The organism is Vibrio sp. 10N.239.312.C11 (assembly GCF_041466065.1).
In the GTDB taxonomy this organism is placed as follows: Bacteria; Pseudomonadota; Gammaproteobacteria; order Enterobacterales; family Vibrionaceae; genus Vibrio; species Vibrio tasmaniensis_A.
Genome location: NZ_JBFSRZ010000047.1, coordinates 24,819 through 39,029 on the forward strand (window position 1 = coordinate 24,819; position 14,211 = coordinate 39,029).

Genomic DNA, 14,211 nt, shown 5'->3' on the forward strand with positions numbered 1-14,211 from the left:
TACGACGTATTGTTTAGTATTTGTAGGAAAAACCGAAGTTAAACATCCGAAGAAGTGATTATCTATCGATAGAGCTTGGATATAAACTCGTGGTTATTCTTTGTTATTCGTTTATTTAAATAATAAATATAAGGGCGAAATCATGACCGACGTCATCCGTGACTTCTTTAAATTGGAATCTGCTGGCGGCATCATACTAGTCATCGCTGCGGCGATCGCAATGTTTGTAGCAAACTCACCATTGAACGAAATGTACCAAGGGGTACTGCACAGCTATGTTCTTGGTATGTCTGTATCACACTGGATTAACGATGGCTTAATGGCTGTCTTCTTCCTTCTAATTGGCTTAGAAGTTAAGCGCGAACTGTTAGAAGGCGCATTAAAGTCTAAAGAGACAGCAATCTTCCCAGCTATCGCAGCGGTGGGTGGTATGCTAGCTCCTGCACTTATTTACGTGCTATTCAATTCAAGTAACCCTGAAGCGCTTCAAGGTTGGGCTATCCCTGCGGCAACTGATATTGCTTTCGCATTGGGTATCATGGCTCTTCTTGGTAACCGTGTACCGGTAAGCTTGAAGGTATTCCTACTAGCGTTGGCAATTATCGATGATCTAGGGGTTGTTGTTATCATTGCACTGTTCTACTCAGGTGATCTATCGACGCTTGCACTAACGGTTGGCTTCATTGCAACTGGTGTGCTGTTCATGCTAAACAACAAGCATGTAACTAAGCTGAGTGTTTACCTTATTGTTGGTGCAATTCTGTGGTTCGCAGTATTGAAGTCAGGTGTTCACGCAACATTGGCTGGTGTAGTCATTGGTTTTGCTATCCCACTGAAAGGCAATAAAGGAGAGCGTTCTCCGCTGAAACATCTAGAACATGCTCTGCACCCATACGTCGCTTTTGCAATTTTGCCAATCTTCGCATTTGCAAACGCAGGTATCTCACTAGAAGGCATCTCAATTTCAAACCTTACAGGCATGCTACCGCTTGGTATTGCTATGGGTCTATTGGTTGGTAAGCCTCTGGGTATCTTCCTATTCAGCTGGGGTGCTGTGAAAACGGGCATCGCTAAGCTTCCTGAAGGTGTGAACTTCATGAACATCTTCGCGGTATCTGTGTTGTGTGGTATTGGCTTTACGATGTCTATCTTTATTTCATCGCTAGCATTTGGTCCAACGAACGCAGATTTTGATACGCTTGCTCGATTAGGTATCCTGATGGGCTCAACGACCGCAGCTATCTTAGGTTACTTCCTGCTAAGTATTTCTCTACCGAAAACTAAGCATCAAGAAGTAAAGCTATAATTGGTAGGTAAAAGCATAATCGGTAGTAGGTTCGCTTAAGAGGGAGCCTACTCACTGAGTAACAAGTCAATTTCTGAGTAGCAAGAAGAGTCACAGAATCACCTTTACGATTCATGTGACGACAAAGAACAAAAAGCCGTGATGGGTAACCCTATCACGGCTTTATTGATCTTGAAGCTAAGCTGTATTTGTAAGCGAATTTACCTTACATCTTGCGCTTTCAGTGATGATGTCACGTTACTTTTCTAGTGTGGTAAAAATGGTCCACTCTTCAACGATCTGCTCACTTAACCCAACTACGGTCGCGGTTACCTTACGATTCAGTGCGTGTGAAGTAGGATCGTCACCATCGTTTTCTAAGCGTTCTTCACCATAGCCAACAATTCTCACGCGCTCTGGTTCTATACCATTCGAAAGTAACTCATCTTGTACATTGTTTGCTCGTTTCTTTGACAAGTCTAAGTTGTATTCGTTGGAGCCCACTTTACTGGCGTAACCTTGGATTTCAATTGAAGCGCTTTTGTAGTTTTCAAGAAACTCTGCCATGGTGCTAATTTGGCTAGAAAATATTGGGTTTACTTCAAATGAGTCATGAGCAAAGAGTATTTTCAGCTGTCGTACTTCTTCTGCTCGAATTGTTTCACCACAGCCATCATTGTCGACTTGTGATGTTTCTGGTGTACCAGGGCAGGTATCTCGCGCGTTTACTACACCATCTTTATCATCGTCTTGTAGATCGGCAATTTGTTCAGCTTCGGGAGTCTCGATGTAGGTTTCTCGCTGCTGATTGGAGCAGGCAAATAAAGTCATCGTTAATACGGGAAGTAATAAGTAAGTTATTTTCATCATTAATACTCCACGGCCGTTGTCCACTCTTCCGGTATATCAACCAGCAGAGCATTCAATAAAGAACCTGTAGCGTTCATCACTCGGTATTTAGCGTACTGCTCCGAATAATGGGCATCCAGATAATCTTTGCGTGCTTCAAACAGTTCGTTCTCAGTATTGAGCAGGTCAAGCAGAGTACGTTTACCTATTCGGTATTGTTTTTCATAGGCGATAACGGTTTCTGAAGCTGAATCAACATGGTCGGACAAAAAGTTTTTCTGTTGCAGTGTGAGATCTAAGGCGCTCCATGAGAGGCGAAGTCCTTCTTCGACTTGGCGATAAGCACGATCTCTAAGATCTTTCGCCTTATTGAGTTGGTAAGCAGAAGCTTCTGAATTGGCGCTGTCTGTACCACCATTGTACAAGTTATACCGCATTCTCAGCATTGCGAGCGTTTCTTGACTTGAACCTTCATCGCCTCCTGCATCATCACGCCATGACTGAGACGCTTCGATAGAGAATGTAGGATAGTTTACGCCTTTGGACTGTTTATATTGAAAATGTGCTGCGTCGACATCTGCCGCCGCTATTTTAATTACAGGGTGTTTATCTAAAGCGTCAACTAGGGCATCTGACAATGACAGTGGAATCCAAGATATGTCGGCCCTTGGGTAAATCAGACCTAGCGGTTCTTGTCCTACAACTCTTCTAAATTGGGTATGTGTGTCGATCAAATTATTCTGGGCGGCTAATAAGTTACCATGAGCTTTTGCAATCCTAGCTTCTACTTGCGAAACGTCTGCGGTAGAACCTATGCCTGAACTCGCTCGTTTTTTTATGTCTTTATAGATTTTCTTGTGTATCGCAAGGTTACTTTCTGACAGCGCCAGTACCTCAGTCGCTTTTACTGCGTCGAGATATATTTGTGTTACCTCCAGTGCTTTGTCTTCGGCATCTGCTATCAATTGCAAACGAACTGATTCAGCTTCTGCAGCGGTACGGTCAATATCGTTCAGAGTCGAAGAACCATCCCACAGCAATTGAGTGAGGGAAATCGTTGCTTCCTTTCTTGTTAGATCCGTGTCTGGACCGTTATTTGGTGCAGGGTTTATACCTTCATAACCAATACCGGCATCAAGGTCGATACTCGGCCTGTATGCCCCACCAGAGGCGTCATTACGCTTTTTCACGCTCACATATTCGTTAAAGATGCTTTTTATCTCTGGATTCGTTGCCAGGGTAATAGCCACAGACTGTTCCAGAGTTTGAGCGGCGAGTGGTGCTGCAGCAACTAAGCAACACATTATGGATAATTTAAACAATTTCAAAGTAGCTCTCCTTCTACTTTCAATGCCTCATCCGTTTCCCAACCTACGTTTACCGTTGAATTGAGTGAATGGTATTAAACGAAGCTTAGGACATTTGCAAAAAAATGCGAAGTTTGTTGGTTTTTTTTGAATGTAAGTCGCTATTGCTATTGACTAATTTAAAAAGCATCGCATTTCCATGCCTTTAGTGAGTTGATTATCAATAATGCCACTACTAAATTTATTGTAGGAAATAGCCACAGCGCAGAGTGGGATTGGATCCGCGTTTGGTGTGTTCTGGGCAGAAGTGGGAATATGGATATGGGAAATATCAACCTAAGTATACTAGGTCTTGCGAACGGCGTTATAGTGCTCGACGCTCAAGGCCAAGTTAGACGTTTGCCTCCGGGCGAGCAACCAGCTACTAGCGACGTCATTGTCACTGTCGAAACAACTGAAGAGAGCGTGCCAAACGTTTCTGCACGGTTTGTCGATGACCAAGGTCAGCAAAACGTGATAGACACTGATGATGCGATCGCTCAAGTTCAACGTGCTATTGAAGAAGGGTTTGATCCAACAGAATTGGGTGAAGAGTTTGATGCCGCAGCAGGTGAGCAAGGCTCAAGTCTAACCAACAGCGGTAGGATTGAACGTACAGGGGCTGAAACTCTGGCTTCAACAAACTTTGAAACTGACGGACTTGAATCTCAAGGGCTGTCCGAAACTCAAAGTATTGCTCTTTTCGATATCATTGCTCTTGCGCTTGTTTCAGGTGAAACCAACGTTATTGAGTTTGAACAGGATGAGCCTATTGAAACCGGGGGCGCTTTAACCATTGACGATCCGGACGTTACCTTTATCGCCAAAGATGCGGAAGGCGAAAATGGGTTCGGGTCTTTTGTCGTTAATGAGGATGGCTCGTGGACATTCGTGGCCAACAGTCCATTTGATGAACTTGCTGATGGCGAGCAAATTCAAGATACGACGACAGTGCAAACCTCCGACGGTGGCGAACAAGTCATCACCGTCACCATCATTGGTACTGATGATGCGGCAGTCGCTACCGATGATTCGGGCAGTGTGACTGAGGACATTGATGTAGATGAGATCACCAATCAATTAGTGACGTCTGGTCAGATCGTAATTACAGATGTAGACAGCGACACTCCTACCTATTCAGCTGACGGTGAGTTTAACCTCGTAGGTTCAACAAACGAATCACAGCTAGGCGTATTGAGCATCGACCCTGATGGTGCTTGGACTTACGTAGTTAACAACGACGATGTTCAGTACTTGGATGACGATGAATTCGTTACTGAGGTTTATACCGTGACAGCCAGTGACGGTACCACTAGCGAAGTGACTATCACTATTAACGGTGCCGATGATCCATCTGACATAACCGTTGGTGAAGGTGATTCAGACACAGGAGAAGTGACTGAGGATGTGGATGTTGATCAAGAGAGCAACAACTTAGCGACGTCAGGGACGCTAACCATCACCGATGTCGACGATAACGACGTCGCTGCTTTCGAACCAAACGGTGTGTTTAACCCAGAAGGTTCGACCAATGATACCGCTCTGGGTTTTTTGACCATTACCGATGGTGGTGAATGGACTTACGTCGTCAACAACAATGATGTGCAATACCTTGACGACGATGAGTTTGTCACCGAGGTTTACACGGTTACTGCAATAGACGGAACCACGAGCGAAGTGACCATTACTATTAACGGTGCCGATGATCCGTCCGAGATTACCGTAGGAGAAGGTGACTCAGACATGGGTGAGGTGACGGAAGATGTCGATGTTGACCCGGAGAGTAACGACTTGATGGCGACGGGAACACTGACGATTACCGATGTTGATGCTAATGATGTGGCGGCTTTTCAACCTAACGGAACGTTTAATCCTGAAGGTTCGACCAATGATACTGCGTTGGGTATGTTGACCATTACCGACGATGGCGAATGGACTTACGTCGTAGACAACGACGATATGCAATATCTCGATGACGATGAATTTGTCACCGAGGTTTACACGGTGACTGCGATTGACGGAACCACAAGTGAAGTAACTATCACCATCAATGGTGCTGATGATCCATCCGAAATTACTGTCGGAGAAGGTGACTCAGACATGGGTGAGGTGACGGAAGATGTCGATGTTGACCCGGAGAGTAACGACTTGATGGCGACGGGAACACTGACGATTACCGATGTTGATGCTAACGATGTCGCGGCTTTTCAACCTAACGGAACGTTTAATCCTGAAGGTTCGACCAATGATATTGCGTTGGGTATGTTGACCATTACCGACGATGGCGAATGGACTTACGTCGTCGACAACGATGATGTGCAGTATCTCGATGATGATGAGTTTGTCACCGAGGTTTACACGGTTACTGCGATTGACGGAACCACAAGTGAAGTGACCATCACCATCAACGGTGCCGATGACCCATCTGAGATTACGGTTGGGGAAGGTGACTCTGACGTGGGAGAAGTGACAGAGGACGTCGATGTCAATGAAGATACCAACGAACTCTCGGTGTCTGGTACTTTAACGATTACTGACGTCGACACCAGTGACATGCCTGCATTTAAACCTAATGGCGTGTTTACCCCTGTTGGATCTACTTATGCACTTGCACTAGGTATGTTAACGATTACACCTGAAGGGGCATGGAGTTATGTCGTTGATAACGATGCGGTTCAATACTTGAACGATGACGACACGGTTATTGAGCGATATGTCGTCACCGCCATCGATGGTGTAGAGCATGTTATCGAGATAACAATCAATGGTGTCAATGACGCACCTGAAGCGACCAGCTTTACGGTCGTTAATGATGAGGATGCGATTATACCTATCCTCTTCGATTCTGAAGATGGCGGCATGCCAGATTACATCTCAGATATAGAAGATGATCATGACGACATTCCACTTAATATTCGGATAGAAAGTTTGCCAACTAACGGCAGCCTTTTGTATACCGATGAAAATGGCGTCACGAGAGAAATTGTGCAGTCTGACGTCGACAACGGTGTGTTGTTTGTCCCAAATAATATCAGCTTCGTTGCCGGGCCAGGAGAAATGTTTGAAATGGGCTTCAGTGGTGACCCTGACGATATGCCAGAGCTCGTTGATGGTTTCTATAATTGGGGCGTCGCGGTGTCACCAACCGAGAGACTTATTACCCTAGATAACGGCAATACGATTACGGTTACGATTGAAGACAACAATAATAAACCTTTGAAACAGTATCAAGGTGAACAGTCTCATGTCGGTTTTGGTATTGGTGATACCGATGGTAGAGGTATGAACAAACAGGAGACCTTAGTCCTCGATTTTACAAATAATCCATTAGGGGTTATTGATTTTGGTCTAGATGGTTTGGGTGGTTCATTTAACACCAATAGTAATGTTTATGTTGAAGTACTCTATACCTTTGCTGATGGTACAACGCATACAGAGCAGTATCAGAAAGACCCCGGAGACACCGGAAACAGCCAAATACTTTATGATTTCAGTTATTCATCACCAGATAATCCGATCGTTGGAATGGAGTTGTCATCGACAGGGGGCAGTTGGGAGTTACGCTATGTCCAAGGTAACGAGGCGGTAACTGAAGACCCGCAGTTTGATTATGTCGCGGTCGGCTCTAATGGCGCAGAAAGCACTGTAGAGACGGTCACCATAGATATCGAAGAACCGCAGCAATATAACGTTATTAGTGCAGCGAGTAATGAACCTTTGTATGCCGAGTCAGGCAACGATCTGCTGATTGGAGATAGCGGAGACAACATCTTCACTTGGCTAGACTCTACGCTCGACAATGGGACCGATATCATTAAAGACTTTGAGCTTTATACGGAGGGCGCCGGTGATCTGATTGACCTAAATGATCTACTTGAAGACCCACAAGATGAAACTCAAATGGCCGAGCTGCTTGGCATGATTGAAGTGTCTGTTGATGTAGACGATATCGCACTATCGATTCCAATCAATGGCGGCAGTGATACTCAAACCATAGTGGTTGAAGGTATTGCAACGGAAATGGGAGCTTCGGTTGATCTCGGCAATGATCTTTCGGTGCTAGCCGAGTTAATCAAAAATGATGCTGCCTAGTCGGATCGTGAAATGCTTTGAACTTTAATGTAATGAAAGCCTTCGGTTTCGAGGGCTTTTTTGTGTCTACTATTAACCTAAAAAAAACACCGTGATCTTAGATAAAAAAAAGCCCAAACCAACGCGGTTTGGGCGGATACAAGTATAGGAGTTAATAAGGAAAATGCAGTAATTAAGAAAACAGTGAGAAACAAGTTTGACGGCCTGTTAAACATCTAAATACTCTGTTTTCTACTAAATTTATGACCCTCGATTACCATTTCAGTTCCCCAAAAATTCATTAATTTTCTCTTTTTAATTAAACGCGTCTCTATTCAATCGCTTAGAACGTAATGCTTACAACTGGTACGACCAATTTGTGAAAATGTGATGTTGCCTGCTTGTTAAATAAATGTTCTAAGCGTATATTTCAAACAGTTGTTTAATACGAGTGATTGAAATGGCACCAAGAAGTACAACCAAAGACAAAATCTTAGATGTGGCTGAAGGCTTATTTGCTGAGCACGGTTTTAATGACACCTCTTTACGCACGATTACGAGTAAAGCCAATGTCAATCTTGCTTCAGTGAACTACCACTTTGGCGATAAGAAGACTCTGGTTCGTGCGGTACTCAATCGTTACTTAGAAGCATTTATGCCAGCATTGCAAGATGCACTAGTGAACTTAAATTTGAACGAAACGTATTCTATGAGTGACGTGTTTGAGTCTTTAAGACAGCCACTAAGGGCACTCAATGATGTAAGGCCAAATGGTACGAGCCGATTTATGTTACTCATCGGTCGAGGTTATACGGATGTGCAAGGTCACTTGCGTTGGTTCATTACAACTCGCTACAGCGAAGTACTGACTCTGTTTACTAGCTCGGTAATGAAAGCCAACCCAAACCTCACTCAAGAACAGTTATTTTGGCGATTGCACTTCACCCTAGGGACTTGTGTATTCACCATGGCATCTAGCCAGGCTCTAATAGAAATTGCAGAGAATGACTATGACAGAAAGATAGATGCTAAGGCAGTGGTCGATATTCTTATCCCATATTTGGCCGCTGGCATGTCAGCAAAAGAATAAAACAATAAAAAGCAAAATATTCACAAACAATATAGTGAACAAAAGGATCTGAACTATGAGCTCTCTAAGACAAAAATGGGTAAGTGACCCAGCTTTTAAACTCTTTAAAAAAGTACTACCACCCCTATCTAGCACCGAGAAAGAAGCGATGGAAGCGGGTAGCGTGTGGTGGGACGGAGAGCTGTTTTCTGGTAAACCAGATTTCACTAAGCTTCACCAGTACCCAAAACCTCAGCTGACAGCAGAAGAGCAATCGTTCATGGACAATGAACTTGAAACTTTGCTCGCTATGCTCGATGACCACAAAATTGTGAAAGAAGACCGAGACCTTCCTGAGGAAGTATGGAACTTTTTACGCAAAGAGCGTTTCTTCTCGCTAATTATCGCGAAAGGGTACGGCGGCCGTGAATTTTCGGCGCACGCCAACTCTACAATCGTAACTAAGATTGCAACGCGTAGTATCAGTACCGCGGTTTCGGTAATGGTTCCAAACTCTCTTGGCCCTGGTGAGCTACTGTCTCACTACGGAACTCAAGATCAAAAAGACTACTGGCTTCCACGTCTAGCTGACGGTACAGATATCCCTTGTTTCGCACTAACAGGCCCTGAAGCAGGTTCTGATGCGGGTGGTATCCCTGATGTCGGCACTGTGTGTATGGGCATGCACGAAGGTAAAGAGACACTAGGCATCAAGCTTAACTGGAACAAGCGTTACATTACGCTAGCACCAGTGGCAACGGTACTTGGTTTGGCTTTCAAACTGCACGATCCAGAAAAGCTACTGGGTGACAAAGAAGACATTGGTATCACTTGTGCGCTTATCCCGGCAGACCACGAAGGTGTTGTGATTGGTGAGCGTCATGATCCACTTGGTCTTGCGTTTATGAATGGCCCAACACGCGGTCACGATGTATTTATTCCTATGGAATGGCTAATCGGTGGCGCAGATTACGCAGGTAAAGGCTGGCGTATGCTGGTGGAATGTCTGTCTGCAGGTCGTGGTATCTCATTGCCCGCACTGGGCACGGCGATGGGCCACCTAACAGCGAAAACGACCGGCGCATACGCTTATGTTCGTAAGCAGTTCGGTATGTCGATTGGTAAATTTGAAGGTGTTGCAGAGAGCTTAGGCCGTATTGGTGGTTTAACGTATCTATTAGAAGCGACTCGTACACTGACAACCACTTCACTTGATATGAAAGAGAAGCCGGGTATCGTAACGGCTATCGCGAAGTATCACATGACAGAGATGGCTCGTACTATTCTGAATGACTCAATGGATATCCATTCAGGTCGTGCAATTCAAGATGGCCCAATGAACTACTTGGCTGCGCCTTACCTAGGTATTCCAGTTGCAATCACAGTAGAAGGTGCGAACATTCTAACTCGTAACCTGATGATCTTCGGTCAAGGTGCGACACGTTGTCACCCATACGTATTGAGCGAAATGGAAGCGGCAGCGAACCCAGATGAGAAGCAAGGTGCAAAAGACTTTGATAGCTTGTTGTTCAAGCACATCTCACACGCAACTAAAAACACGTTTGGCGCGTTTGGTGCAGCACTTACTGGCTCTAAGTTCATTAAAGCCGACATGAGTGGTCCAACGAAGCCTTACTACCAAGATTTGACTCGCTTGAGCCGCGCGCTTGCAGTGAGTGCGGATTTCGCAATGTTGACATTAGGTGGCGAACTGAAACGTAAAGAGCTTATCTCTGCACGTTTGGGTGATGGTCTAAGTTACCTATACATGGCGTCTGCTGCACTTAAAAAGTATGAAGACGAAGGTCGTCAACAAGCTGACCTAGACTACGTACACTACGCGGTTCAACACTGTTTCCACAATGCGGCTAAGTCGTTACAAGAAGCGTACCGTAACTTCCCGAACAAGATGGTTGGAAAAGTACTTAAAGGTCTAGTTTTCCCTGTAGGTAACCACTTCGAAAAACCGAGTGATAACCTAACAGTTCAACTAGCAGAAAGCTTGATGACTCCGGGCGCACACCGTGAACGTCTGACTCACCTTTGCTACATCGGCAAGGAAGAGGATGATAGTGTTGGCCTTATGGAGAACGCGTTCAATGCGATGTACAGCATCAAGCCTCTAGAGCGTAAGATCTTCAAAGCAGTGAAAGAGGGCAAAGTGGCTCGTAAAGGGTTGCTGGCAGACAAACTGGCTCAAGCACTTGCTGCCGATGTTCTGACACAAGAAGAAGTCGACCAAATTGTTGCTGCTGATAAACTGCGTTACACAGCGATTCAAGTTGACCACTTCAGTCATGACTTTACTGAAACTTTGACGCGAAAAGAGTTAAAACCTAAGCTAAATAGCGTTGCTTAGATAACGAAATGATAAAAGGCACCTAATAAGGTGCCTTTTTTGTTTTTGTCGTAGAAGTCGCAATAGAAGCGTTAACAAATGGTGACTTAGTCGGCAAATATCAGTTGAGTGCTCCAACCACTTGCATTTTCACCACATTTTTACAGAAATTAGATGCCATTTGCGCACGAAACTCTTATCCTTAACCTGATTTTTTAAGGAAGTTGAATATGATCATCAAACCTCGAATTCGCGGATTCATCTGTACTACAACACATCCAGTCGGTTGTGAAGCTAATGTAAAAGAACAAATTGCTTACACAAAAGCTCAAGGCCCAATCGCAAATGCACCTAAACGTGTACTCGTTGTTGGCTCTTCAAGTGGCTACGGCTTGTCTTCACGTATTGCGGCTGCATTTGGTGGCGGCGCTTCAACTATCGGTGTTTTCTTCGAGAAAGCCGGTACTGAGAAAAAGCCGGGCACAGCTGGTTTTTACAACTCAGCAGCGTTCGATAAGCTAGCTAAAGAAGAAGGCCTGTATTCAAAAAGCCTTAACGGCGATGCTTTCTCTAACGAAGCTAAACAGAAAACAATTGACCTGATCAAAGAAGATCTAGGTCAAATCGATATGGTTGTGTACTCACTGGCATCTCCAGTGCGTAAAATGCCAGAGACTGGCGAAGTGATTCGTTCATCTCTTAAACCTATCGGCGAAACGTACACATCTACAGCGGTAGATACAAACAAAGATGCGATCATCGAAGCAAGCGTTGAGCCTGCTACTGAAGAAGAGATCAAAGACACTGTTACTGTAATGGGCGGTGAAGATTGGGAACTTTGGATCAACGCACTTTCTGAAGCGGGTGTTCTAGCTGACGGTTGTAAGACTGTTGCTTACAGCTACATCGGTACTGAGCTAACGTGGCCAATCTACTGGGATGGCGCGCTAGGTAAAGCTAAGATGGATCTAGACCGTGCAGCATCAGCGCTTAACGAGAAACTAGGCCAAACTGGTGGTACTGCGAACGTTGCTGTTCTTAAGTCAGTTGTGACTCAAGCAAGCTCTGCTATTCCTGTTATGCCTCTTTACATCGCTATGGTGTTCAAGAAGATGCGTGAAGAAGGCATTCACGAAGGTTGTATGGAACAGATCTTCCGTATGTTCAGCCAACGTTTATACAAAGCAGATGGCAGTGCAGCAGAAGTTGATGAAGTGAACCGTCTACGTCTAGACGACCTAGAACTTCGTGATGACATTCAAGAGCATTGTCGTAACCTATGGCCTCAAATCACAACTGAAAACTTAAAAGAACTGACTGACTACGTTGAGTACAAAGAAGAGTTCTTGAAGTTGTTCGGTTTCGGTGTTGATGGTGTTGATTACGAAGCTGACGTTGAAACAGCTGTTGAATTTGATGTAGCTGACATCTAATTCAAACAATCGAATTAAAACGAAATAGGCGCTCATTGAGCGCCTATTTTTTGTCTGTAGTTTGAGGAAAGTAGTATAGAGATGTGGGATGAGAAAAGAGATTAAGTAATAAAAAATGCACCAACTCAACGATGAATTAGTGCATTTAAAATATCTAATCTAAAGCGTTATAACGCTGAATAAACTAGCTAATGATAATGATAAAAGTACCCGCTAAGGTCATCAATATATTGGCTATCGCGTACGTACCCGCGTACCCCAGTGCTGGGATAGTTGAACGAGCGTGGTCATTCACTATGTCCATCGCCGGAGCACAGGTTCGTGCGCCAATGATGGCTCCAAACAACAAAGCTCGGTTCATCTTCAGTGCGTAAGCGCCGACTAGGTAAGCGAAGAATACTGGTAGTACACTCACGATAAGTGCTATCCCGATAACTTGCGGACCCACTTGGGTCAAATGCTCAAATATCTTACCACCGGCGCTCAAGCCGATACCGACCATAAAGAACATCAAACCGAGATCTTTGACCATATTCAACGCCCCTTGAGGAACGTAACCGAAGGTAGGGTGGTTCGCTCGTAAGAAGCCAAGCATGATGCCCGATAGAAGAAGACCAACCGCATTACCTAAACCAAATGAGACTTGGCCGAATGTCATGGTGATCAAACCAAACAAAATACCCAGAATGAAGAAGCTACAGAAAGCCGTCAAATCGGCCATTTGGCTGTGAATCGAGATGAAACCAATTTTTTCTGCAAGGCCGTGAACACGGCTCTTTTCACCACTCACCTGCAGTACATCACCTTTAGAAAGTACGATGTTTAAGTCCATCGGCATTTCAATTTGAGCTCTTACTACGCGGTTAAGGAAACAGCCGTATTCCGATAAGTTTAAGTCAGATAAACGCTTACCCGCGATGTTGTCGCTTTTAACGACGATCTCTTCTTCAACGATTCGTAGATCGAGAAGGTTACGGTCAAAAACTTCTTTACCGTTTCGGAAACTTGGATCAAGACGAGCGTGGCTGTCAGGGAAGCCAACTAATGCGATTTCATCGCCTTCTTGCAGAATGGCATCGCCATCAGGGTGGGCAAGAATACCATTACGTCGAATCCGCTCGATGTAGCAACCAGTTTGGCGATAGATGCCAAGCTCACGAAGGTTCTTGCCATCAGTCCAGGTAATTAGCTCTGGTCCCACACGATAAGCTCGGATAATGGGTAAGTAAACCTTACGCTGGCCAGAGGTGCCTAGGCCGCGCTCTTGAGCTATTTGTTCTGCAGAGTCGTGCAGGTTTACTTTCTGAAGCTTTGGAATAAGGCGGGCAAACATAATCATACTGATTAAGCCGACTAAATAAGCCATCGCGTAACCTACAGAGAGGTTTTCTATGACCAGACCCAGGTCCATGTTTCTTGGTACTTCAGCTAAACCTGAATTGAGTGCATCTTGCGCACCAACTAATATTGGTGTTGCAGTTAGTGCTCCCGCCATCATGCCTGCGGAAAGTCCGAAACCAAGACCTAAATATTCGCTGCAAAAATAAGTAAGGGCAATGGCCGTAGAAAGTACAACGAGGCTAAGAATGAGGTAATGCTTACCATCTCTGAAGAATATACCGAAGAAGTTGGGCCCGGCTTCAATACCTACACAGTAAATGAAGAGCATGAAACCAATTGTGAGAGCGTCGGCGTTAAAGGAAAAGCCAAGATGTCCCATGATAAGAGAAGTAATCAGAACACCGATTGAATTTCCTAGTTGGAGAGGCTTTGTTGCGTAATTAAATTTAAAGATAGAACAACCCCGTTTCGCGTATTTC

8 protein-coding genes are annotated in these 14,211 nt (G+C 44.7%); 5 read left to right on the plus strand and 3 right to left on the minus strand.

Annotated elements, in window-relative coordinates:
- The first annotated feature begins 142 nt into the window (after positions 1–142).
- Complete coding sequence (gene nhaA, locus AB6D07_RS17615) at positions 143–1,306, plus strand: Na+/H+ antiporter NhaA (protein ID WP_029222855.1); 1,164 nt, start codon at positions 143–145, stop codon at positions 1,304–1,306.
- 237 nt (positions 1,307–1,543) lie between these two features.
- On the opposite strand, the gene AB6D07_RS17620 is transcribed toward nhaA, so the two are convergent.
- A complete protein-coding gene (locus AB6D07_RS17620) occupies positions 1,544–2,155 on the minus strand; it encodes an OmpA family protein (RefSeq protein WP_032499350.1) in 612 nt (203 codons plus the stop codon).
- A complete protein-coding gene (locus AB6D07_RS17625) occupies positions 2,155–3,462 on the minus strand; it encodes a TolC family outer membrane protein (RefSeq protein WP_017096715.1) in 1,308 nt (435 codons plus the stop codon). The genes AB6D07_RS17620 and AB6D07_RS17625 overlap by 1 nt, the downstream gene beginning before the upstream one ends.
- A gap of 300 nt (positions 3,463–3,762) precedes the next feature.
- Between AB6D07_RS17625 and AB6D07_RS17630 the strand changes: the two genes are divergently transcribed.
- From AB6D07_RS17630 to fabV, 4 genes are all read left to right on the plus strand, one after another.
- A complete protein-coding gene (locus tag AB6D07_RS17630; RefSeq protein ID WP_017102658.1) occupies positions 3,763–7,572 on the plus strand; it encodes a VCBS domain-containing protein in 3,810 nt (1,269 codons plus the stop codon).
- A 439-nt stretch (positions 7,573–8,011) separates the two neighbouring features.
- Complete coding sequence (locus tag AB6D07_RS17635) at positions 8,012–8,641, plus strand: TetR/AcrR family transcriptional regulator (RefSeq protein WP_029222856.1); 630 nt, start codon at positions 8,012–8,014, stop codon at positions 8,639–8,641.
- Between the two features lie 55 nt (positions 8,642–8,696).
- Entirely contained in the window at positions 8,697–10,979 is a 2,283-nt protein-coding gene (locus tag AB6D07_RS17640) for an acyl-CoA dehydrogenase (RefSeq protein ID WP_017102660.1), read from the plus strand.
- A 209-nt stretch (positions 10,980–11,188) separates the two neighbouring features.
- Positions 11,189–12,391: an enoyl-ACP reductase FabV gene (gene fabV, locus AB6D07_RS17645; protein WP_009847071.1), complete on the plus strand. Its 1,203-nt coding sequence runs from the start codon at positions 11,189–11,191 to the stop codon at positions 12,389–12,391.
- A gap of 184 nt (positions 12,392–12,575) precedes the next feature.
- Here fabV and AB6D07_RS17650 read toward each other — a convergent pair.
- Positions 12,576–14,211, minus strand: a 1,636-nt coding sequence (locus AB6D07_RS17650; protein WP_372140739.1) for an aspartate:alanine antiporter, incomplete at its 5' end; no start/stop codon positions are given.

What these genes read in the sequence shown, in the direction of transcription:
- nhaA (WP_029222855.1), top strand. Translation starts at nt 143, where the DNA reads ATGACCGACGTCATCCGTGACTTCTTTAAATTGGAATCTGCTGGCGGC.
- AB6D07_RS17620 (WP_032499350.1), bottom strand. Translation starts at nt 2,155, where the DNA reads ATGATGAAAATAACTTACTTATTACTTCCCGTATTAACGATGACTTTA.
- AB6D07_RS17630 (WP_017102658.1), top strand. Translation starts at nt 3,763, where the DNA reads ATGGGAAATATCAACCTAAGTATACTAGGTCTTGCGAACGGCGTTATA.
- AB6D07_RS17635 (WP_029222856.1), top strand. Translation starts at nt 8,012, where the DNA reads ATGGCACCAAGAAGTACAACCAAAGACAAAATCTTAGATGTGGCTGAA.
- AB6D07_RS17640 (WP_017102660.1), top strand. Translation starts at nt 8,697, where the DNA reads ATGAGCTCTCTAAGACAAAAATGGGTAAGTGACCCAGCTTTTAAACTC.
- fabV (WP_009847071.1), top strand. Translation starts at nt 11,189, where the DNA reads ATGATCATCAAACCTCGAATTCGCGGATTCATCTGTACTACAACACAT.